The sequence below is a fragment of the Janthinobacterium sp. SUN033 genome, assembly GCF_030397595.1.
GTDB classification, from domain to species: Bacteria; Pseudomonadota; Gammaproteobacteria; order Burkholderiales; family Burkholderiaceae_D; genus Janthinobacterium; species Janthinobacterium kumbetense.
The window spans coordinates 18,877-40,359 of the sequence record NZ_JAPQNV010000004.1; the positions used below are offsets into that span (position 1 = coordinate 18,877).

Consider the following 21,483-nt stretch of genomic DNA (forward strand, 5'->3'; position numbering starts at 1 on the left):
TCTCTTTGACAAAACGATCGCCGCAGACCAGCTGCGGCGACCTTGAATTTTCACTGCTGCCATTATCCGGCGATATCTTAAGATTCGCTGATATTTACTGATGTCCCAATGCGTGCGCAATCATTTTCCGCTTCAGGGCCGGTAATTTATCCAGCAAGTTTAATCCCAAATTGCGAACCACGCGCAACGGCTCCAGGTCGGCGCCAAATAATCGCGCCAGGCCATCGGTGGCCAGCTGCATCAGCAGCACGTCTTCCTTGCGCGCGCGCGCATAGCGGGCCAGCACGCGCTCGTCGCCGATGCCGCGGTGCGCTTCGCGTTCGGCGATCGTCTTGACCAGCTGCGCCACGTCGGCAAAACCCAGGTTCATGCCGTGGCCGGCCATCGGGTGCACCACGTGGGCGGCGTCGCCCACCAGGGCCACGCGCGGCGCCACCATGGCGTGCGGGCGCATCAGGGTCAATGGGAAGGCGCGCACCAGTTCTGGCTGCAACGGCGTCAGCTTGCCCAATTTGTCGTGGCAGTAGGCGGCCAGCCGCGCGGCCAGGGCATCGGCCGATTCGGCCATCAAGGTGTCGGCCAGCGCATCGGGCGCCGACCAGACCAGCGAGACGCGGTCGCCCGGCAGCGGCAGCAGCGCGACGATGCCTTCGCTGCCCGTGAACCACTGGTGGGCCGCGCCATGGTGCGGCTTTTCGCAGGCGAAGTTGCTGACCACGCCGCGCTGGCCGTAGGAGCGGTAATCGAGGCCGATATCGCACTGGCCCCGCACCCACGACTGGGCGCCGTCCGCGCCCACCACCAGCGCGCAGGTGATGGTGTCGCCGCCATCGAGGTGCACGACGGCCGAGTCATTCGTCCATTCCAGGCGGCTGGCGCGGCCCTGCACCACGTTGACGTTCGGCGCAAATTTCAAGGCGGCGTCCAGCGCCTGGCCCAGGTTGCGGTCTTCGATGATCCACGCCAGCGTGCCCACATGGGCGCCATACGCGTCGAAACCGAGTCCGCCCGCCTGCGCGCCGTCGCCGTTGACCAGCATGGCGTCGACGGGCGCCACCAGGTCGGCCTCCAGGGCGCCCCATACCTTCAGCGACGACAGCAGCTGGTGCGCCGTGTGATTGAGCGCATACACGCGCACATCCCAGCTGGCTTCGACCGGCTTGGCGGCCGAAGGGGATGTGGGCGCAGGAGGGCTCACCGGGGATAACAGGGTGACGCTTTGTCCTGCCTGGGCAAACGCCAGCGCCGTGGTTTTCGCGATGGCGCCATTGCCGACGATGCAAACGTCGCTGTGGCTATGCATGAAGCGCCGCATGGTAGGGGGAGTGGGACTGTTCATGCGGCCATTATAGCGTTTGCCCCACCCTTTTCAGATAGTCCGGAAGTACAGGACGCGTGTCCCAGATCAAGCGATGCCATGAAAGACGGGCAGCACGTGGTCCGCGATCTCCTGCATCGTCTCGGCCAGCGGGCGGCGGTTCTGCCGCAGCTGCAAGCCGATGTGCCGCACGCCGGCGTCGCGCATGGCCGTCAACTCGGCGATCAGGCCATCGCGCCCCGTGCGGGCACCAAAACGAAAGCGCTGCAGCGGCAAGTTCGGGTCTTCGTCCAGGTCCAGGTGAATGAAGCTGACGTAGGGTTTATCTTCCCCGGCGACGGCGTGCCATTGCGCCGAGCGCCGCGCATGGTCGTCCGGCGTGCCCGGATAGGCGAGCCAGCCATCCATTTTCTCGCCTATCCAGGCGGGCGACTGCTGCGCCAGCCCCGCCACCAGCAGCGGCAAGGGCGCGGACGGCTTGGGCAGCAGGCGGATGCCGGGCGGCAGATGCGTCTCGCCCCAGTCGCGCAGCATGGCTACCTGTTCGCGGAACGCTGCGCCGCGCTGCTCAAAGTCGCGGCCGAAGACGGGATATTCGACAGGACGGTCGCCGCTGGCCACGCCCAATAGCAAACGCCCGCCGCTCAACTGGTCGACGCTGGCCGCCGCTTTTAACGTCAATACAGGCTCGCGCAGGGGCAGCACCACGGCGGCCGTGCCCAGCAAGATGTTCTCCGTGATGCCGGCCAGGTAGCCAAGATAGGTAAATACCTCGAAGACCTGGGCCGCGTCGCCGAACGACGGGTCATACAAAGGCACGTCGCGCAGCCACAGGGCCCTGAAACCGAGGCGGTCGGCCAGTTTTGCCAGCGCCGCATGCTGTTGCAGGTCCGGTTCGCCCGGCACGCGGCCGGACGCCGCATTCGCCTGGCGCCCCGTGGACGACCAGTCATTATCGAGCGGCAGTTCCAGCCCGATACTGAAACCGCCCTGCCCGAGCTTCGTCATGGCGCCCATATCAATCCCACTGCGGCGCCAGGCCGTCCGGGTTGGCCAGGCGTTCGCCACGCTCCAGGGTCGCCATCTGCGCCATCTCGTCCGGCGACAGGGTGATGCGCTGGAAATGCAGGTTCGCTTCCAGGTTGGCCCGTTTGGTGGACGACGGGATCACGGCAAAGCCCTGCTGCAGCGACCAGCTCAGGGCCACTTGCGCCGGCGTCACGCCATGTCTTACCGCGATGGCCATGATGACGGGATCGACGACCACCTTGCCATACGCGAGCGGCATATAGGCCGTGATGTGGATGCCCTGGCTGCGCGCGAAGTCGATGACGGTGCGGTTTTGCAGGAAGGGGTGGATCTCGACCTGCTGCGTGGCGATTTCAGACGCGCCCACCGCAGCGATGGCTTGCCGCAGCTGCGCGTTGGTGAAATTCGATACGCCGATGGCTTTCGTCAGCCCCTGCGCCTTGGCGTCCGCCAGCGCCGCCATATACTCGGCGACGGGAATGGCGTCCTGCGGCGACGGCCAGTGGATCAGGGTCAGGTCCAGTTGCTCCAATTGCAGCTTGTGCAGGCTGTCCTTCAGGCTGGGAATCAGTTTGTCGCGCTGCAGGTTCTCGATCCAGATCTTGGTGGTGACGAACAGCTCGTCGCGCGGGACGGGGCTGGCGGCGATCGCCTGGCCCACTTCGGCTTCGTTGCCGTAGATTTGCGCCGTGTCGATATGGCGGTAGCCGACGTCGAGACCCGTGGTGACGGAATCGATGACGACCTGGCCCTGCAGGCGGAAGGTGCCCAGGCCGATTTCAGGGATGGCGGTGCGATTTGTGGTGGCGTTCATGCGGTAATCCTCTCAAGTCAATGTCGATGGCCACACTATGCGCCCATCCTTTGTTGAGAAAAATACCGCTGATATCAAATCATATTTGACCTACAAGCAAGTAAAACCATGTCCATGCAGGAAATCGGGGAAAAGTCGCAGCCGGCTCTTGCATTCCCGTTTTGGTCTGCTATAATTCGCCACCTTGGCCTGGTAGCTCAGTCGGTAGAGCAGAGGATTGAAAATCCTTGTGTCGGTGGTTCGATTCCGCCCCGGGCCACCAAGAATTCGTTTTACATTCAAAAACGCCACCTTCGGGTGGCGTTTTTGTTTATGGACTGTCTATACAACACGCAGGCCGTTTCCGGCCCGCAACCACTCCCCCGACGCCGTCAGCGCCGGGCAAACACCCCTCTTACCACATCAAATCATCAGGAATCTGGAACGCCGCATACGGATCGTCCTCGTCCACTTCCGTGCTGGCCTGTTTCACGCGCACGACGATGGCGGGGTCGCGTTCGGCGATCTTGTCGGCGATGATGCGCGGCACCAGTTCCACGGCGCCGTTCAGGCAGATGATGACCAGGCGGCCCGCCACCAGGTGGGCTTGCACGGCGGCCGTCACGTAGATGCGCTCGATCTTGTTATTAAATGTAAAGTTGTACGGCACGTCGCCGTTGTTGCCCTTGCTCTGGCGGTTCTTTTGCACCATTTGCGCGATCTGCGCCACGATGGCCTTCTGGTTGGCGGCCGCGTCGCGCTGGGCGTTCAATTCGCGCGCGCGCTCGGCATTCTTGCGCTGGGTCTCGAGCGCGGCCAGGCGCACTTCATCGACGCTTTGCGTGCCGCTCTTGCGCTCGTCCTTTTTCTGCTTGCTCTTGTCCTGGTTGGCCAGCTTGACCTTCTTCTTGTCGACCAGGCCGGCCTTTAAAAACTGCTCTTGCAACGAGACCATAACTACTCCGTATTGAGGGTGCGCCGGCCAAGGCAGCGGCATCGGCCGGTGGAAAGACGCTAGCATAGCAAAAAACAGGGGCGCTGCCGCCGCAAGATGGCTGCCCGGGCCAGCCGGCGGGCGCGTTCTGCCTGCCAGTAACAAAAAGACACACTCGAGTGGAAATTTTGTTGATAAATGTCATATAGTTAGTTACGTTTTGCATATCGGCATTCTCTGCCGATTGCATCGCCCCCTTCCACCGACTGCGTCTACAAGGATTTGCCATGAAACAATTAATCGCCCTCTGCATCGCCGCCGCGTTTGCCAGCACCGCCTTTGCCGCCGCACCGGAAGCGGCGCCCGCCGCCAAGACGGCCCAACAATCGAAGATGACGACCTGCAATGCGGACGCCGCCGGCAAGAAAGGCGATGAACGCAAGACCTTCATGAAGGAATGCCTGAGCGCCAAGCCAGCACCGGCCATGACGCAGCAAAACAAGATGAAAGCGTGCAATGTCGACGCCAAGGACATGAAGGGCGATGCCCGCAAAGCCTTCATGAAGGAATGCCTGAGCGCGCCGAAGAAATAAGCGCCTCGCCTGTTTGCCCCCCAACGCCAGCGTCGACGCTGGCGTTTTTTTTCACGGCGAGGCGTACGCCTGCATGAGGCGGTCAAGGAAACCGAACAGCTGGCCGTTCATGGCGTGCCAGTCGTGGCTGCGCAAGACCGCTGGCGGCTGCACGAAGCGGTGCGGCTCCAGCATGGCCAGTTCGGCTTCCGACGCGGCGATCAGCAGTTCGACCACCTCCGGCGTGAACTCCATATGGCACTGGAAGCCGTACACCAGCCTGCCGTATTCGATGATCTGGCGCGGACAGCCTTCGCTACAGGCGATGACCGTCGCGCTGTCAGTCAGGCCCGGCATGTCGCTATGCCAATGTCCGGTTTCCAGCACCTCGCCGAAATGGGCGAACTTGTCGTTCGCCCTTCCTTCCGCCGTCAGCATGACGGGGAACTTGCCGATCTCCTTTTCAGGGCTGTGCGCCTGGCGCGCTCCCAGGGCTGCGCCTATCAGTTGCGCCCCCAAGCAGACGCCGACGACCGCCTTGCCCGCCGCCGCACATGCGGCAATCAGGGCCTGTTCGGCTGCGGCGTCGAAATGCGGGCATTCCTCGCGCGTCGTCGACGGCGACTGCGGCCCGCCCATGACGACCAGCAGGTCGATGTCCGCGATGGACGGGGGCAGCGGCTCAAGGGCGTGGACGCGGGAATACGTGGCCGCGTAGCCGCGCTCGCGCACCCATGTCTCGTAGGCGCCCGGCGCCTCGAACGCTTCATGCACGATGAAATGGACTTTCATGATGTTCCCTTTCTGTGGCGAGGAATTAAAAAACTATGGCCGGCCCAGCACCTGGGCCAGCACGCCGGCGAACGCCTGCGCGCCCGCTTCATCCATGCTCGACACGGTGATCCGCAATCCCTGCGCCGGCGCCTGCACGCCGAACGCTTCACCACCGCGCACCAGCCAGCCATGCCTGGCCAGCGCCAGCACGGCCGCCTGGCTGCTGCCCGGCAGCGGCAGCCACAGGTTCAAGCCATCGGCGGGACTGGCGCAAACCAGGCCTTGCGCCGCCAGCGCATCGGCCAGGATGCCGCGGCGGCGCGCATAGTCTGCGCGGGCCAGGGCCACCTGCGCCAGCACGTGGGGCGACGACAGGCAGGCGCTCACGGCGTCCTGCAAGAGATGGCTGACCCAGTTCGTGCCGGGCGCCAGGCGCAGGCGCAGGCGGCGAGCGGTCTGTCCGTCACTGGCGACGACGGCCAGGCGCAGGTCGGGGCCGAATATCTTGGATACCGAACGGACCAGCGCCCAGCGCCGGGCGGCAGGGGGAATCACGTCCCGGTAGCCGGCGACGGACAGCAGCGAAAAATGGTCGTCAACGATGACCAGCACGTGCGGATAGGCGGCCAGCACCGCGCGCAGCTGGTCCGCGCGCGCAGCGCTCAGGCTGCAGCCGGTCGGATTGTGCGCGCGCGGCGTCACAATGACGGCTTGCGCGCCTTGCGCCAGTGCCCGTTCCAGCGCTCCGGCCTGCATCCCCTCGGCATCGACCGCCACGCCAACGGCGTGCAGCCCGGCGATGCGCAAGGTGTTGATGCTGCTGACGAAGCAGGGGTCTTCCACGGCCACCTTGTCGCCAGCGACCAGGTACGCGCCCAGCAGGCGCTCGACCGCATCGACCGCCCCATTCGTCAGGGTGATGTCGTGCCCTTCCGGGCAATCGCCGGCCAGCCAGCGCCGCGCCAGGGCTTCCAGCGCCGGGTCCAGCGTGGCCTCGCCATACAGGCGCGGGCGGTAGGGCTTGCGCGCCAGGGCCGCGCCGATATCGGGCAGCCAGGCCAGGTTCGGATTGCCGCCGCCCAGGTCGGCCAGCGGCGAGCCGGGCAGCAGGCCTTCCTGCTCGCCGGGATCGCGCTGCGCGCGGATGGCCGTGCCCAGGCGCCCTTGCGTGACCGCGATCCCGGCCGTCACCAGGCGCTTGTACGCCAGCGACACGGTATTGCGGTTGACGCCCAAGGTCGCCGCCAGCTCGCGCACGGTCGGCAGCGCCTGGCCCGGCGGCAGTTCACCCGCCTGCGTCAGCGCGCGGATGCTGTCGAACAGCTGCGCCGCGGTTTTCCCCGTCATCTTCATGATGGTCTCAGACATGATATATTTTGGCATAGGACAATCATACATCACTGCGGCGACTCCTGCCGCTCATAAGGCTGACACAAGGCTGACACATGAACAATGACACTCCCCTGCCCACTCCCACCATGCACGCGCAGCATGGGCGCTGGCCGCAAGCCGTTTCCGTGGACGACTTCCGCCGCAATCTGGCGGCGGTGCATGCGCGCATGGCGGCCGCATGCCAGCGGGTCGGGCGCGATCCGGCCGGCGTGCGTCTGCTGCCCGTCAGCAAGACCAAGCCCGAGGCGAGCCTGCGCCTGGCCTATGCCGCGGGTTGCCGCCTGCTGGGGGAAAACAAGCCGCAGGAAGCGGGCCGCAAGTGGGAAGCGATGGCGGACCTGGCCGACCTGCAATGGTCGGTGATCGGCCATTTACAGACCAACAAGGCCAAGCTGGTGGCGCGCTTTGCCAGCGAGTTCCAGGCGCTCGACAGCCTGCGCGTGGCCGAGGCGCTGGAACGGCGCCTGCAGGCGGAAGGGCGCGGGCTCGACGTATTCGTGCAAGTGAACACGTCGGGCGAAGCCAGCAAGTACGGCTTGCCGCCGGACGAAGTGGCTGCTTTCCTGCGCCAGCTGCCCGCCTTCCCGGCGCTGCGGGTGCGCGGATTCATGACATTGGCCCTGTTGTCGGCGGAAGCGGTGCGCGTGCGCCGCTGCTTCGTGCTGCTGCGCGAACTGCGCGACCGCCTGCGCCAGGACGCCCCGCCTGGCATCAGCCTCGACGAGCTGTCGATGGGCATGTCCGGCGATTATGAAATCGCCATCGAAGAAGGCGCCACCGTCGTGCGGGTCGGCCAGGCCATCTTCGGCGCACGGGACACGCCGGACAGCCACTACTGGCCCACGGCGCAGACGGAGTAGGCGGCCCGACGCGCCCCGCAGGTAGCCGCGCAGTCAACCATGCCGAATGATCAAGATGACATGCATAAAGATAGCGCGTAATATTTTTACCATACTGCTCAGCTCGGCAGCACAGCTCCTGGGGAAAGGACGGCAGCGTGGCCGCGTCAAACGATCTCGCGCACTGGCGCGGACAGATTTTTTCGCGCCTGCTGCAGGTAGTGTTGCTGCTTGGCATCATCACCGCCATCCCCAGCGCCTTGCTGGCGGCGCGCGAAGCTATCTGGCCCATAGTCGCCCTCGACGTGCTGGCCATCGGCTGGATCGGTCTCATCTGGCATCTGCGCGCCATGCTTTACCGCTGGCGCGTGTGGCAATTCCTCATCGTCGCCTACCTGGTGGGCGTGGGCCTGCTGTTGAAAATCGGCCCCGTCAGCCAGATCTACATGATGCTCATGCCCGTGCTGGCGGCCCTGCTGCTGGGGATGCGGCCAGCCTTGTCGACCCTGGCCCTGACTTCGCTGACCATCTTTTTCCTCGGCTTGCATCCCGACGTCGCCCTGCACGTGCAGGGCGTGCCCGACTCCCCCGTGCTGCGCGCGCTGATCGTGGCCCTGAACTTCCTGTTCATCGCCGCCGTGCTGACCCTGTCCTGCGCCTTCCTGCTGCGCCACCTGGAACGCAGCAGCCAGGCCCTGTCGCAGCTGAACGCCGACCTGCGCTTGACGGCCACGGCGCTGGCCCGCCTGAATGACATGGTAATGCTCGCCGAAGTGACCGATGCCCCCGGCGGCGCGGCGCCGGCCACGCGCATCATCTTCGTCAACGACGCCTTCGAGCGCAGCAGCGGCTATGCGCGCGCCGAAGTGCTGGGCCGCAGCCTGCTGTTCCAGCAGGGCCCCGCCACCGATGCGGGCGAACTGGCGCGCGTCGCCGCCGCCATGGCCAACGCCCAGCCGGCCAGGGCGGAATTGCTCAATTACAACAAGGCCGGCAAGGCGTACTGGGTCGAAGCGGAACTGGCGCCGTTCACGGATGCGGACGGCAAGCAGACGCACTGGGTGGCCGTCGAGCGCGAAATCGACGAGCGCAAGAAATCGGAAGCGGACATCCACCGCCTGGCCTTCTACGACGTGCTGACGGGCCTGCCCAACCGGCGCCTGCTGATGGACCGCATCGGCCACCTGCTGGCCGCCGCGCCGCGAGGGAATACCATCAGCGCGCTGATGTTCATCGACCTCGACCACTTCAAGCACATCAACGACGCGCGCGGCCACGCCACCGGCGACGCGCTGCTGCGCCTGGCCGGCGAACGGCTGGCGCAGCTGATGCGCAAGGCCGACACGGTGGCGCGCATCGGCGGCGATGAATTTGTCGTGCTGCTGGCGCACCTGGCAGAAGACCTCGACAGCGCCGCCCGCGCGACGGCCCAGGTGGCCGAGAAAATCCGCGCCGCCATCGCGCGCGACTTCGATATCGACGGGCAGTCCTATCATTGCAGCGCCAGCATCGGCGTGACCCTGCTGCCGAAAGCGGGCCAGCAGGCGCACGACCTGCTGCGCGAAGCGGACATCGCCATGTACCGCGCCAAGGCAGAAGGACGCAACGGCATCGCCTTCTTTGAAGCGGCCATGCAGGCGGGCGTGGAACGCCGCCTGACCCTGGAACGGGCGCTGGCGCGCGCCCTCGATGCCCATGCACTGTGCATGCACGTGCAGCCGCAGGTCGACCGCCATGGCCGGGTGACGGGGGCCGAATTGCTGATGCGCTGGCCGCAGGCGGACGGCAGCCATATCGCGCCCGGCATCTTCATTCCCATCGCCGAGGAATCGGGGCTGATCGTCCGGCTCGGGCACTGGGCCCTGCGCGAGGCGTGCCGCGCCGCCGCCATGCTGGCGCGGGCCGGGCAGCCCGTCGCCCTGTCCGTGAATGTCAGTCCGGCCCAGTTTCGCCAGCCCGATTTCGCCGCCCGCGTGCAGGCGGCGCTGGCCGAACACGGTACGCCGGCCGGCGCCCTGATCCTGGAACTGACGGAAGGCCTGCTGATCGACCAGCGCGACGCCTCGCTGGCGCGCATGCGCGAACTGGCGGCCCTGGGCATCCGCTTTTCCATCGACGATTTCGGCACCGGCTATTCCAGCCTCGCCTACCTGACCTCGATGCCGCTGTACGAACTCAAAATCGACAAGCGCTTCATCGACGACACGCCGCACGATGCGCGCGACACGGCCATCGTGCAAGCGATACTGGCCATGGCGCGCCATCTGGGCTTGCGCGTGGTGGCCGAAGGCGTGGAAACGCAGGAGCAGGCCGACTTCCTGCTCGCCCACGATTGCGACGGCTTGCAAGGCTACCTGTATGCGCGGCCCATGCCGCTGGACGACTTTCCCGGCTGGCTGGCCCGGTATCAGGCTTAGCTTTCCGACATTTCCTGCACGAAACTCCTCCGCTAGAATACCGGCCTCATAGCCTGTACCTTCACCATCCCCTTTGATTAAAGTGATCCCCGATGCGTCTGGTTCTTCCCCTGCTGCCGCTCCTGCTGCTCTCTCTGCTCCCCGCCGCCCATGCGGCTCCATCCACCGCGCCCACGCCCATCACCCTGGACCAGGCCATGGCCGATCCCGACTGGATCGGCACGCCCGTCGAAGCGGCATGGTGGGGCTGGAATGGCCAGCTCTACTACAAGCAGAAACGCCTCGGCTCGCCCCTGCGCGACACCTATCAATTGCCGGGCGCGAACGCCAAACTCAATAGCGGCAAGAAGGTCGACGATGCGCAGCTGGCCAATCTCGACGGCCAGCACATGGTGGTCAACCGGGCCGGCACGCGCGCCATCCTGCTGCGCAACGGCGACTTGTTCGAGCGCGACCTGAAAAGCGGCGCCTTGATCCAGATCACGCGCGGCGTGTCCGCCATCAGCGACCCGCAATACTCCGCCGACGGCGGCGCCGTGCAATACCGCAGCGGCACAGACTGGTTCAGCTGGAACCGGCTTGACCGCCTGAGCGCCCCCGTGGCCCTGTTGCGCGCCGTCAAGGACCCGGACGCCAAGCCGGAAGCGGACGCCCTGCGCGAACTGCAGCTGCGCCTGATCGTCAACCTGGCGCGCCAGAAGGAAGACCGCGACGCCAGCCGCGAACGCCGCCATGAAGAGCGCCGCCTGGACGCCACGCGCGCACCGGAACCGATCTACCTGGGCGACAAAATCACTATTTCCGGCAGCGCCCTGTCGCCGGACGGCCGCTGGCTGCTGTTCGTCACACAGGACAAGGCCGCCGAAAAGGGCAAGCTGGGCAAACTGGCCCGCTACGTCACGGAAACGGGCTATCCGGAAGCGGACGACGAGCGCACGCGCGTGGGCCGCAACATGCCGATCGCGCAAAGCCTGAAACTGGCCGACCTGCGCACGGGCCAGGTGCGCGAGATCGCCTTCGATAACCTGCCCGGCATCGCCGCCGACCCGCTGGCCGCCATGCGCGCCGAACAGAAGCTGCCGGCCCTGAAAGGCAACCGTCCCGTGCGCATCGACGCCCAGCGCGACGGCGTCGCCTGGACCGACGACGGCAGCAAGGCAGCCGTGCGCATCCGCGCCATCGACAACAAGGATGGCTGGCTCGCCAACGTCGACCTGGCCAACGCCGCCCTGCTGCCCGTGCACCGCATCAGCGACGCGGCCTGGGTCAACCGCCGCGCCGACGAATTCGGCTGGCTGCCCGACAACGCCACCCTGTGGTATCTGTCCGAGGAAAGCGGCTACGCCCACCTGTACACGAAAACGGGCGCGGCCCCGGCGCGCGCCCTGACCAGCGGCCAGTGGGAAGTGAGCGCCGTCGAATGGAGCCGCGACGGCAAAACCGCGTATTTCATGTGCAACCGGCAGGCGCCAGGCACGTATGAAGTGTGCGCCAGCACGGCCAAGGAGGGCGGCGCGCGCGAAGTCACAGGCTTGAAAGGCGTGGAAAACTTCGGCCTGTCGCCCGATAACGGCAAGCTGCTGCTGCGCTATTCCACCAGCTATATGCCGGCCCAGCTGGCGACGATTTCCATTGCCGGCGGCAAGGCCAATATCCTGACGGATACACGCAGCGACGCCTTCAAGGCGCGCAGCTGGGTCATGCCGGAACTGGTGCAAGTGCCGTCCACGCATGGCGCGGCGCCCATCTGGGCCAAGCTGTACCGCCCGGCCCAGCTGGAAGCGGGCAAGAAATATCCCATCGTCATGTTTGCGCACGGCGCCGGCTACCTGCAGAACGTGACCCAGCGCTATCCCGTCTACTTCCGCGAACAGATGTTCCACAACCTGCTGGTGGAGCAGGGTTACATCGTGCTCGACGTCGATTACCGCGCCTCGCTCGGCTACGGCAGCGCCTGGCGCACGGCCATCTACCGCCAGATGGGCCACCCGGAACTGGAAGATTTCATCGACGGCGCCCACTGGCTGGCAGCCCAGCACCAGGGCGACATCAAGAACGTGGGCATCTATGGCGGCAGCTATGGCGGCTTCATGAGCCTGATGGCCCTGATGCGCGCGCCGGAAATCTTCAAGTCCGGCGCCGCGCTGCGTCCAGTGACGGACTGGACCACCTACAACCACGAGTACACGGCGAATATCCTGAACACGCCGGACGTCGATCCGCAAGCGTATAAAATCTCGTCGCCGATCGAATACGCCGATAAACTGACGGGCAATCTCTTGATCGCCCACGGCATGATCGACGACAACGTGTTTTACCAGGATTCCGTGCGCCTGTCGCAGCGCTTGATCGAGCTCAAAAAGGATAACTGGGAAATGGCCAGCTACCCGATGGAGCGCCACGGCTTCGTGCAGCCGGAAGCGTGGTATGACGAGTACCGCCGCATCTATCAGTTGTTCCAGAGAACATTGAAATAAACCCCGATGCCCGCTTGATGCGGGCATTTTTCATGGACTCATTCAGTCAAACGGCACGGGCCGCGGCGTCGTATCCGACGATGGCGGCAGGATCGGCAGCACGATGTGCGGCTGCTTGCCCGTCAGGGTTTTCAGGAAGGCCACCAGCTTGCCATTTTCATCGGGCGTGAAGGTGCGGCCCAGCTGCAGGCGGCCCATCACGTCGACGGCTTGCGTCAGGGTTGCCGCCTCGCCATCGTGGAAGTAGGGATACGTCAGCTCCACGTTGCGCAGGGTCGGCACCTTGAAATTGAAGCGGTCCGCATCCTTGCCCGTCACGGCCGAGCGCCCCTCCGCCGTCATCGCCGTCTTGTACGGCTCGACGACACCCATCTTCTGGAAGGTGTTGCCGCCCACGGCGGGACCGTTATGACAGGCGATGCAGCCGCTCGATTTGAACAGCTGGTAGCCGGCCAGCTCGTCTTTCGTCAACGCGCTTTTCTTGCCCGACAGCCATTGGTCGAAGCGGGAACCGGGCGTCACCAGCACCTCTTCAAAGGCGGCGATGGCGCGCGTGACTTGCTCGATGGTCAATTTATCCTGTCCAAACACTTGCCGGAACTCCGCGCGGTAGGCGGGAATCGAGGCCAGTACGTCGATGGCAAGCTCATGCGTAAAAGCCATCTCGCCGGGATTGGCGATAGGGCCGCCCGCCTGCTCCTGCAAATCCTTGGCGCGGCCATCCCAGAATTGCGCCACGTTCATGCTGGAATTGAGCACGGTGGGCGAATTGATGGGTCCACGCTGCCAGTTATGGCCGATCGACGTCTTGATATTGTCCGTGCCGCCCATGCTCAGGTTATGGCAGCTATTGCAGGAGATAAAGCCCGAGCGCGACAGGCGCGGATCGAAAAACAGTTTCTTGCCCAGCTCGACCATGGCCGGATTGGCCACCTTGGCGGCGGTGATCGGCTGGATCGGCTCCTTGTCGGCGGCGTGCAGCACGTTGCCGAAAGTCAGGCTGGCGATGAAGAGGAAGGGGGATAAGGTGCGGCGCATAGTCTAACTCCTGGAAACATTCCCGAATCGGCGGCGCGCGCCGGCGCGGGAATGCAGCGCACCGGCCCGGTTGCCACCCGTACATCGCTGGTTGGATGTTGATTTATATTAACTTTGACTAGTTAATAAGGAAAATGACCGGGATCAAGGTTCTGCCCAAGTGCGAATCGCGCTTGCCATTTACGCAAGCGTGGCACATGATGAACGCATGCAAACGCCAACCTACTCCACCCTGCTGCGCGCCGCGTGCGCCAGCTTCCTGCTGCTGGCCGCCAGCGCCTGCGGCAGCGCCCCCACGCAAGATGATGCGCCGCCCGCCCCCGGCAATGCCGGCTTGCTGGCGCAGATCCAGGCGGAAGTGGGCGCCGCCGCGTGCGATTCCACCCAGCAATGCCAGACCATCGCCATCGGCGCCAAGGCTTGCGGCGGCCCCGAGCGCTATCTGGCGTGGTCCAGCAAAAGCAATGACGGCAAGAAACTCAAGGCACTGGCCCAGGCGCAAGCCGAGGCAAGCCGCAAACAGCAGCAGGCGGACGGCATGATGTCGACCTGCTCCATCATCACGGACCCGGGCGCCACTTGCCAGGCAGGGCGCTGCGTGCTGCAAAAGAGCGGCCTGGGCGGCAGCTCGGCCATGTAAAAAAGCCGCTGATTCAGCAGCTTATGAGGTTCGGCAACGCGTCAGGACTGCAATTGCAAGGTCTTGACGATCTTGCTTTCCACCTTCTCGCCCGCGCCCGACATGGCATTCTTGCTTTCCTTGCGCAGGAGCAATAAATGGTCGCCGCTGACGCCATACTGGCGCGTCTCGTCCGTCTTTTGCGTAAAGCTGATGACGACAAAGGCGCGCCCGCTCACATCCACGTGGAAATGGCTGGCCAGCGGCGTGCCGTCCGCCGCGATCCACACATCGAGGCCGCCTTCGAACTTCTTCACATACTTGCGGTCTTTCTCAGGCACCTTGTCGAGCGACAAGGTAAAGCTGAGCAGGCGCGCCGGCTTGCCCTTATAGCTATCCATTTTTTCGCCGCTGAACACGGCTTCCTCGATTTCGCGCGACAGGGTATCCGCCGCCGACACCATGGAACGCAGCTCCGGCGCCTTCATTTCCCCCAGCGCAAAGCCGATCGGCGCCTTGGCCTTCGGATCCTTCACCTTGGCGCGCTGCTCGGCCTCCACTTTCGCCAGCACCTCCTTGCTGTACAGCACCTGCAAGCCCGCCGGCCCGCCCTCGACCGCCACCGTGGCCTGGCCGCTATCCTCTTCCGCCGCCTTGCCCTCGCCTTCGCGGCGCCAGGTTTTCGATTCGACCTGCGCCTTGATCGGCATCTGCCCCTGCAAGCGCGCCAGCGCCGCGTTCAGCTCGGCCAACCCGTCGGCCCGCGCCGCGCCGCACAACAAACCGAACAAGCCCGCCACCGCCAGGCCTTGCACTCCAATACGTCGCTGCATCGCCACATCCCTTTCGGTCATACAAGGATGCCAAAACACCATGTTTTGGCCATCTGTTGCATTTGAACACAGCCAGCTCTGGTCAGGTGGAAAGTCTTTCTGCTATAATTCGCCGCCTTGGCCTGGTAGCTCAGTCGGTAGAGCAGAGGATTGAAAATCCTTGTGTCGGTGGTTCGATTCCGCCCCGGGCCACCAAGAATAAAAAAACGCCACCTTCGGGTGGCGTTTTCTTTTGTCCGCCACCGCCTTTCGCTCTCAGGCAAAACCGTACGCGTGACTTTTTTCTGTCGCCGCCGAACCCATTGTGCGAGAATGCCCCTCCCCACTGGATGGTGCGCATGATGATCAGACTCGCCGCAATCACAACCGGAATGACACTGCTGCTGGCAGCTTGCAAGCCCGCGGCCACAGTGCCCGCGCATGACATTCCTGCGGCAATGCGCCAGACCGCGACCACCCTGCTGCAGTCGAAACTGCTGCACGCGACCTCGATAGCCCTGGTTTATCGCGGCCAGGAGTTCATCCTGCATCAAGGCGAGCTGGAGACCGGCAAGGCCAATCCGCCCAACGATACAACGCTGTATGAAATCGGCTCAGTCAGCAAAACCTTTGCCGGCCTGCTGCTGGCGAACGCGGTGCTCGATGGGAAGGCGACGCTCGACGATCCCATACAAAAATACCTGCCGGCCGCCTACCCGAACCTGCAGTCGCAGGGGCAGCCCGTGCGCTTGCGCCATCTGATCACGCACACGAGCAATATGCCGGGCATGCTGCCATTGCAGGTGAACACCGTATTGCAGGATTTCACGGCGCACGCCACGCCGGCAAAACTCAACGCAGCCTATGCCAACTACGGACAACCCCAATTCTGGCAGGACTTGCATACAGTCAACATCAACGGTCCGCTGGGCAAGGACTACGCCTATTCCAGCGCCGGCACCGAACTCGTTGCGCACGCGCTCGAAACCATCTACGGCCTGCCCTATGAAGTGCTGCTCACGCAATTGCTCGCGCGCGAAGCCGGCATGCACGATACCAGGCTGAGAATCGCAGCTGGGGATAGCGACAGGCTGGCGCCCGGCTACCACAGCGACAATCCCGTCATCACGACACCGATGCCGCAACTGCCCTGGGGGGCCGCCGGCAACCTGAAGTCGACCATGCCGGACATGGCGAAATACCTGCGCCTGCAATTGAGCGCCCATCCCGCCGTCGTCGAATCGCACAAGCCGCTGCTACGCTTTCAGGATGACTTCAGCATTGCCTATTTCTGGAACATCGGCACGAATCGCCAGCTGGGCACGCATTACGTCCACCATGGCGGCGTGCCGCGTGCGCAAGGCTACGCCTACATCGTTCCCCAATATCAGCTCGGGGTCTACATCATCACCAACCAGAGCGGCGACGCCACCGCCGGCGCCATGGAAAGCGCGCTGGCGCATATCTTCGACACCGTGGCATCCATGGAAAGCGCGCAGTAGGCCGGGCCTTGTTTGGCACATCTTCGTGCCGCTGCTTCGATTCCGCCCCGGGCCAGCAAGAATGCAGCAGTACTGATCAAGACGCCACCTTCGGGTGGCGTTTTTGTTTGCTGGCGCCGAAAACAATAATGCCGTACGACAATATGACTTAAGTTACAATCATGCAATTTTATAAATTGCATTCCCATGACTCATTTGCGTATTATTTCAGCGACCAGCTTAATGCTCGCCTTGAGCGCCTGCGGCGGCGGCAGTACTTCACCGACATCGCCTCCCGCTCCACCCCCGACACCGCCCACACTGCCAACGCCCCTGCCGCCCGAGGTCAGCGCCGTTTCGCCCGCCAAGGCCAACATCGGCATGGTCACCACCTTTACTGTGACTGGCAGCAATCTGCCGGATAACATGCAGTTTGCGTTGACGGACTGCGCAGGTATCGCCGAGCTCAGCGGGGGTAGCAGCACGCAGCGTCAATTCAGCTGCACGCCGACCGGGCAATCGGGAGCGCGCCAGGGCGCCGTGTCCGCGAGCGCCGGCGCCGCATCGCCATTGCACAAGCTCTCCGTCGACTATCAGGCCATTGCCGCATTCGTCACCAGCCTGAATTGGCGCTACGCCGCCCTCAAATCTGATGGCACACTCTGGGGCTGGAACCCTCTCCAGCCCGTACCGGTCAAGATCGGCGACGGCTACGCCGATGTCGCAGTCAGCATCGCTGCCACCCTGGCCATCAAGAAAGACGGCTCGCTTTGGAGCTGGGGCAACAGCAATGACGCAGGCATCCAGGGCAATGGCACGAGCGGCTCAAACGCCACTCCTGTGCAGATCGGCAGCGATTTCGTCAAGGTCGTCGTCAAAGGCGAGAGAAGCGTCGCCGGCGAAAACGCCGAAGCCCTGAAAAAAGACGGCAGCCTGTGGGTCTGGGGCGCGCGTAGCCTGCAGCAACCCAACGCCATCGAACCGGAGCTGACGCCGCGCATGATAGACACGGGCTACGTGGATATCGCCCGTGGCAGTGGCGGGGCGTCACTGGGCCTCAAGCGCGACGGCTCGGTGTGGACATGGACCCAGAATCTGGCCAACCAGCCATTTACACCGGTCAAGATCGCGGATGGCTATGTTGCGATTGCCACCAGCTACGATGCGGTCTATGGCTTGAAGGCGGACCATTCGCTGTGGAACTGGGGCGGCAACGCGCCCAACCAGGCGCCCGCCGCCACGCCCACTGCCGCCACGCCGGTCAAGGTGGGAGATGGCTTCGTCAGCATATCGGCAGGCACTTATTATGCGCTTGCCGTCAAGTCCGACGGCACCTTGTGGGCAGGCGGCGATGGCAACAACGGCCAGTTCGGCGATGGCCAATTCAATCGCGGCGCCTTCCGGCAAGTCGGTACCGGGATTGCCGCCGCATGGGCTGGCAGCGCATGCTCCTTCATCCAGAAGACCGATGGCAGCTTGTGGGCGGCAGGCTTCTGCGACCTGGGGGATGGCAAATATGCGCGCTACATGCTCACGCCGGAACCCGTCACGCTGTAATTTTCCCTACTGCCCATCCGGGTCACCATCCTGGATTTAAGTGACATCAAAGGCCCGGCTCTGGCACAGCCATGGCCGTTTCAAGGTGACGCCAGCACAGGCGTAACTATTGAGAATGGACAAGTTCGATGAAGACTCTGGCAATTGTATTTAGCGCGTGTATGCTCGTCGTTGCCTGCGGTGGCGGCGGTGGCGACTCGTCGCCGGCCCCTGCAGCCCAGGCAGATTTGACCGTCAAATAAGCGTGCCAGGCAGCACCAGGCCCTCAGTCGCGGTGCTGCCACTCCAATTTGAACAGCCACAGCAACCTTCGGGTTGGCTTTTTTGTTTGTCCTTGCACAAAACCTCCACCCCGGCCCGCCGCTATGTACGCAAACGTACGGACTGCGGCTGTCCAAAAGCACATGCTGCAGGCAGACCACATCCCTTCCCGCCGCCAGCGCCCTGCGCGACACGGCGCAACGGCTACCTGATCCGATTCTCTCCGCCATACCGCCATGCGAAACTCGCGCCCGACGCCGTCGAGCCGTTCCGTACATCACGGCACACTGCCAAAGGATGCATCATGAAAACTACCCTGATATTGCTCGCGCTCGCCTCTACCCTCGCCCTGACCGCTTGCCAGCGCGAAGCGCCACCCGCGCCTACCGTCGTACAAGTCGTTCCCGGCCCTGCCGGCGCGCCTGGTCCTGCCGGCGCTACCGGTGCCAAGGGCGCCGAAGCCCCTGCCGGCGCGACGGGTGCCACCGGCGCCACGGGCCAGACGGGCGACAGCGGCATGCAAGGCAACGATGGCGCCAAGGGCGACGCTGGTGTTGCCGGCGATGAAGGCGCCAAAGGCGACACGGGCGCCAAGGGCAAGACGGGCGACACGGTGATTGTCGTTCCGCAACGCTGATACGCCTCACGCCAGACACCACAACGCCAACCCCTGCGGTTGGCGTTGTGCGTATGCGCAGTACCGCACAGTAACATCGGCCGCATCGGCCTACTCTGTTGTCATGACACAGGGAGATATCGCATGCTGACGATCATACTGATGCTGGCCCTGCTGGGCCTGGCTTTACTGTTTGCGCCCGGCCCCGTGCGCCGCGCCTTGCTTGCGCCGCACCTGCTCGCGCTGTTCAAGCGCATCTTGCCGACCATGTCCGAGACGGAACGCGACGCGCTCGAGGCGGGCACTACCTGGTGGGATGCGGACCTGTTTTCCGGCCGGCCCAACTGGCCCAAGCTGCTGGCGTATGGCCGCGCCATGCTCACTGCCGAGGAGCGCCACTTTCTCGAGCACGACGTCGAACGGCTGTGCGAACTGGTCAACGACTGGGAAACGCAGCAGCAACTCGACTTGCCACCGCAAGCCTGGGACTACATGAAAAGCCAGGGTTTCCTCGGCATGATCATCCCGAAACAATACGGCGGCAAGCAATTCTCCGCCTACATGCATTCGCAAGTGGTGATGAAGCTGTCGAGCCGCTGTTCTGCGCTGGCCGTGACCGTGATGGTGCCCAATTCGCTGGGGCCGGCCGAACTGCTGTTGCACTACGGCACCGAAGAACAGAAGGATTACTACCTGCCGCGATTGGCTGCCGGCACGGAGATTCCCTGCTTTGCGCTGACCAGCCCGTATGCGGGTTCCGACGCGGCCGCCATCCCAGACCTGGGCGTCGTGTGCATGGGCATGCATGAAGGGCGCGCCACTGTCGGTTTCCGCCTCAGCTGGAACAAGCGCTACATCACCCTGGCGCCCGTGGCGACCTTGCTGGGCCTGGCATTCCAGACCAGCGATCCCGACCATTTACTGTCCGACAACGATGCGCCCGGCATCACTTGCGCGCTGATCCCCGCCAGCCACGACGGCGTGGTGATCGGCCGCCGCCACCATCCCTTGAATGCCGCGTTCCAGAACGGCCCCACCTCGGGCCACGACGTCTTCATTCCCATCGACTGGGTCATCGGCGGCCAGGCGCAAGTGGGGAAAGGATGGCGCATGCTGATGGAATGCCTGGCCGCCGGGCGCGCCATCTCTCTGCCCTCGTCCAGCGTCGGCATGGGCAAGATGGCCGTGCGCGGCACCGGTGCGTATGCGGCCGTGCGGCGCCAGTTCAACATGCCAATCGGCAAGTTCGAAGGGGTGCAGGAAGCGCTGGCCCGCATGGGCGCCAACCTGTACTTGATGGATGCGGCCCGCACCCTGGCCGCGCACGCCGTCGACCTGGGCGAAAAGCCGGCCGTCATTTCCGCCATCGTCAAATACCACGTCACGGAACGGGGCCGCGCGCTTGTCAACGATGGCATGGACATTCTCGGCGGCAAGGGCATCTGCGTGGGACCGAACAATTTCCTCGCCAGCGCCTACCAGCAAATCCCCATCGCCATCACCGTCGAAGGCGCCAACATCCTCACGCGCAGCCTGATCATCTTTGGCCAGGGCGCCATCCGCGCGCATCCGTATGTGCTCAGGGAAATGGCCGCCGTCAGCGAAAGCGACGGTCGCAAAGCCGTGCGCGATTTCGATGCAGCCTTCTTTGGCCACGTGGGCTTTGTCCTGGGCAACCTGGCCATGGGACTGTGGTACGGCCTGGGCGGCGCGCGCCTGGCGGCCGTGCCCGACGCCGGCGCCGCGGAACTGGCGCCCTATTACCGCGCCCTGACGCGGCTGTCGACGGCCTTTGCCGTCATGACGGATATGTCGATGTTCGTGCTCGGTGGCGAACTCAAGCGCCGCGAGCGGCTGTCCGCCCGCCTCGGCGACGTGCTGGCGCAGCTGTACCTGGCTTCATCCGTGCTGAAGCGCTACGAGGACGATGGCCGTTTCGCCGCCGACCTGCCGTATGTGCACTGGTCGCTGCAAGATGCGCTGGTCAAGGCGCAGCAAGGCTTGACGGGCGTGCTCGACAATTTCCCCGCGCGCGGACTGGCCGTGCTGCTGCGCACCCTGCTGTTTCCGTTTGGCCTGCCACACCGTCCGCCGTCCGACGAGCTGGGCAGCGAGGTGGCGCTGGCCCTGCAAACGCCGGGCGCCGACCGCGAACGGCTGCTGGCCGACGGCCATGTCGCCAGCGACGCCGCAGATACTGTTGCCTGCGCCGAGCGGGCGCTGGCCTTGCTGCCCGACGTGCTGCACATCGAAAAACGCCTGAAAGACACGCCCGCAGGCGCGGCCCTGCGGCACTTGCCGCAAAGCTTGTCCGCCATGCAACAGTGGCTGGCCGCAGCCAAGGCGGCAGGCGCCGTCAGCTGCCAGGAGCACAATACCTTGCTGGAATATGCGCGCCTGGCCGATGGCTTGATCCAGGTCGACGATTTTCCGGCCGAAGCGGCGCAGCCAGCACACTTGCCCGTGCACTAGGCCGATACCGGCGGCCGCGCCGCCTAGGCGAATTTGCGACCTATACTGAATGGAGCGGGCGCGGTGCCCGCTCTTTGCAGAA

17 protein-coding genes and 2 tRNA genes are annotated in these 21,483 nt (G+C 64.4%); 11 read left to right on the top strand and 8 right to left on the bottom strand.

All coding sequences use genetic code 11. The annotated features are described in order from the left end of the window. Nucleotides 1–94 precede the first annotated feature (94 nt). From OX460_RS17190 to dkgB, 3 genes are all read right to left on the bottom strand, one after another. Nucleotides 95–1,303: an FAD-dependent monooxygenase gene (locus tag OX460_RS17190; protein ID WP_289899394.1), complete on the bottom strand. Its 1,209-nt coding sequence runs from the start codon at nt 1,301–1,303 to the stop codon at nt 95–97. A gap of 102 nt (nt 1,304–1,405) precedes the next feature. Further along, a complete protein-coding gene (locus tag OX460_RS17195; protein ID WP_289899395.1) occupies nt 1,406–2,335 on the bottom strand; it encodes an LLM class oxidoreductase in 930 nt (309 codons plus the stop codon). Nucleotide 2,336: 1 nt separating this feature from the next. Continuing rightward, on the bottom strand, nt 2,337–3,161 hold the full coding sequence (gene dkgB, locus OX460_RS17200) for a 2,5-didehydrogluconate reductase DkgB (protein WP_251349247.1): 825 nt from the start codon (nt 3,159–3,161) through the stop codon (nt 2,337–2,339). A gap of 186 nt (nt 3,162–3,347) precedes the next feature. On the opposite strand from dkgB, the gene OX460_RS17205 reads away from it, so the two are divergent. After that, nucleotides 3,348–3,423, top strand: a tRNA-Phe gene (locus OX460_RS17205). Between the two features lie 132 nt (nt 3,424–3,555). Here OX460_RS17205 and OX460_RS17210 read toward each other — a convergent pair. Then, complete coding sequence (locus OX460_RS17210) at nt 3,556–4,095, bottom strand: DUF2058 domain-containing protein (RefSeq protein WP_077399286.1); 540 nt, start codon at nt 4,093–4,095, stop codon at nt 3,556–3,558. A gap of 266 nt (nt 4,096–4,361) precedes the next feature. Here OX460_RS17210 and OX460_RS17215 point away from each other — a divergent pair, with 266 nt between their 5' ends. Further along, a complete protein-coding gene (locus OX460_RS17215; protein WP_289899396.1) occupies nt 4,362–4,667 on the top strand; it encodes a PsiF family protein in 306 nt (101 codons plus the stop codon). A 51-nt stretch (nt 4,668–4,718) separates the two neighbouring features. On the opposite strand, the gene OX460_RS17220 is transcribed toward OX460_RS17215, so the two are convergent. After that, nucleotides 4,719–5,438 (bottom strand): hypothetical protein, encoded by a 720-nt coding sequence (locus OX460_RS17220; RefSeq protein ID WP_289899397.1) that lies wholly within the window; start codon nt 5,436–5,438, stop codon nt 4,719–4,721. A 33-nt stretch (nt 5,439–5,471) separates the two neighbouring features. Further along, a complete protein-coding gene (ptsJ, locus tag OX460_RS17225; protein WP_289899768.1) occupies nt 5,472–6,773 on the bottom strand; it encodes a transcriptional regulator PtsJ in 1,302 nt (433 codons plus the stop codon). Nucleotides 6,774–6,865: 92 nt separating this feature from the next. Between ptsJ and OX460_RS17230 the strand changes: the two genes are divergently transcribed. The 3 genes from OX460_RS17230 (at nt 6,866) to OX460_RS17240 (ending at nt 12,545) form a co-directional block, all read left to right on the top strand. Further along, complete coding sequence (locus OX460_RS17230) at nt 6,866–7,672, top strand: YggS family pyridoxal phosphate-dependent enzyme (RefSeq protein WP_289899398.1); 807 nt, start codon at nt 6,866–6,868, stop codon at nt 7,670–7,672. Between the two features lie 137 nt (nt 7,673–7,809). After that, a complete protein-coding gene (locus tag OX460_RS17235; protein WP_289899399.1) occupies nt 7,810–10,068 on the top strand; it encodes an EAL domain-containing protein in 2,259 nt (752 codons plus the stop codon). Nucleotides 10,069–10,160: 92 nt separating this feature from the next. Beyond that, entirely contained in the window at nt 10,161–12,545 is a 2,385-nt protein-coding gene (locus OX460_RS17240; protein WP_289899400.1) for a S9 family peptidase, read from the top strand. A 42-nt stretch (nt 12,546–12,587) separates the two neighbouring features. Here OX460_RS17240 and OX460_RS17245 read toward each other — a convergent pair whose 3' ends face one another. After that, entirely contained in the window at nt 12,588–13,583 is a 996-nt protein-coding gene (locus OX460_RS17245) for a cytochrome-c peroxidase (RefSeq protein WP_099665580.1), read from the bottom strand. Nucleotides 13,584–13,791: 208 nt separating this feature from the next. Here OX460_RS17245 and OX460_RS17250 point away from each other — a divergent pair, with 208 nt between their 5' ends. Then, nucleotides 13,792–14,223, top strand: coding sequence for a hypothetical protein (locus OX460_RS17250; RefSeq protein ID WP_289899401.1), 432 nt, complete (start codon nt 13,792–13,794; stop codon nt 14,221–14,223). A gap of 41 nt (nt 14,224–14,264) precedes the next feature. Here the strand turns inward: OX460_RS17250 and OX460_RS17255 are convergent, their stop codons facing one another. After that, entirely contained in the window at nt 14,265–15,035 is a 771-nt protein-coding gene (locus tag OX460_RS17255) for a hypothetical protein (RefSeq protein ID WP_251349253.1), read from the bottom strand. A gap of 119 nt (nt 15,036–15,154) precedes the next feature. Between OX460_RS17255 and OX460_RS17260 the strand changes: the two genes are divergently transcribed. The 5 genes from OX460_RS17260 to OX460_RS17280 all read left to right on the top strand — a co-directional run bounded on the left by OX460_RS17260 (nt 15,155) and on the right by OX460_RS17280 (nt 21,401). Continuing rightward, nucleotides 15,155–15,230: transfer RNA gene (locus OX460_RS17260), tRNA-Phe, on the top strand. Between the two features lie 134 nt (nt 15,231–15,364). Further along, complete coding sequence (locus OX460_RS17265; RefSeq protein ID WP_289899402.1) at nt 15,365–16,516, top strand: serine hydrolase domain-containing protein; 1,152 nt, start codon at nt 15,365–15,367, stop codon at nt 16,514–16,516. 186 nt (nt 16,517–16,702) lie between these two features. Continuing rightward, a complete protein-coding gene (locus tag OX460_RS17270; RefSeq protein WP_289899403.1) occupies nt 16,703–18,052 on the top strand; it encodes a hypothetical protein in 1,350 nt (449 codons plus the stop codon). Nucleotides 18,053–18,617: 565 nt separating this feature from the next. Next, nucleotides 18,618–18,950, top strand: coding sequence for a hypothetical protein (locus OX460_RS17275; protein WP_077399256.1), 333 nt, complete (start codon nt 18,618–18,620; stop codon nt 18,948–18,950). A gap of 123 nt (nt 18,951–19,073) precedes the next feature. After that, nucleotides 19,074–21,401, top strand: a complete 2,328-nt coding sequence (locus tag OX460_RS17280; RefSeq protein ID WP_289899404.1) for an acyl-CoA dehydrogenase — start codon at nt 19,074–19,076, stop codon at nt 21,399–21,401. Nucleotides 21,402–21,483 lie beyond the last annotated feature (82 nt).

Excerpts from the sequence above, each read along its gene's own strand:
- OX460_RS17195 (WP_289899395.1), bottom strand. The coding sequence starts at position 2,335 with ATGGGCGCCATGACGAAGCTCGGGCAGGGCGGTTTCAGTATCGGGCTG.
- OX460_RS17280 (WP_289899404.1), top strand. The coding sequence starts at position 19,074 with ATGCTGACGATCATACTGATGCTGGCCCTGCTGGGCCTGGCTTTACTG.
- OX460_RS17245 (WP_099665580.1), bottom strand. The coding sequence starts at position 13,583 with ATGCGCCGCACCTTATCCCCCTTCCTCTTCATCGCCAGCCTGACTTTC.
- dkgB (WP_251349247.1), bottom strand. The coding sequence starts at position 3,161 with ATGAACGCCACCACAAATCGCACCGCCATCCCTGAAATCGGCCTGGGC.
- OX460_RS17215 (WP_289899396.1), top strand. The coding sequence starts at position 4,362 with ATGAAACAATTAATCGCCCTCTGCATCGCCGCCGCGTTTGCCAGCACC.
- OX460_RS17220 (WP_289899397.1), bottom strand. The coding sequence starts at position 5,438 with ATGAAAGTCCATTTCATCGTGCATGAAGCGTTCGAGGCGCCGGGCGCC.
- OX460_RS17250 (WP_289899401.1), top strand. The coding sequence starts at position 13,792 with ATGCAAACGCCAACCTACTCCACCCTGCTGCGCGCCGCGTGCGCCAGC.
- OX460_RS17265 (WP_289899402.1), top strand. The coding sequence starts at position 15,365 with ATGGTGCGCATGATGATCAGACTCGCCGCAATCACAACCGGAATGACA.
- OX460_RS17210 (WP_077399286.1), bottom strand. The coding sequence starts at position 4,095 with ATGGTCTCGTTGCAAGAGCAGTTTTTAAAGGCCGGCCTGGTCGACAAG.
- OX460_RS17275 (WP_077399256.1), top strand. The coding sequence starts at position 18,618 with ATGAAAACTACCCTGATATTGCTCGCGCTCGCCTCTACCCTCGCCCTG.
- OX460_RS17240 (WP_289899400.1), top strand. The coding sequence starts at position 10,161 with ATGCGTCTGGTTCTTCCCCTGCTGCCGCTCCTGCTGCTCTCTCTGCTC.
- OX460_RS17230 (WP_289899398.1), top strand. The coding sequence starts at position 6,866 with ATGAACAATGACACTCCCCTGCCCACTCCCACCATGCACGCGCAGCAT.
- ptsJ (WP_289899768.1), bottom strand. The coding sequence starts at position 6,773 with ATGAAGATGACGGGGAAAACCGCGGCGCAGCTGTTCGACAGCATCCGC.
- OX460_RS17270 (WP_289899403.1), top strand. The coding sequence starts at position 16,703 with ATGACTCATTTGCGTATTATTTCAGCGACCAGCTTAATGCTCGCCTTG.
- OX460_RS17190 (WP_289899394.1), bottom strand. The coding sequence starts at position 1,303 with ATGCATAGCCACAGCGACGTTTGCATCGTCGGCAATGGCGCCATCGCG.
- OX460_RS17255 (WP_251349253.1), bottom strand. The coding sequence starts at position 15,035 with ATGCAGCGACGTATTGGAGTGCAAGGCCTGGCGGTGGCGGGCTTGTTC.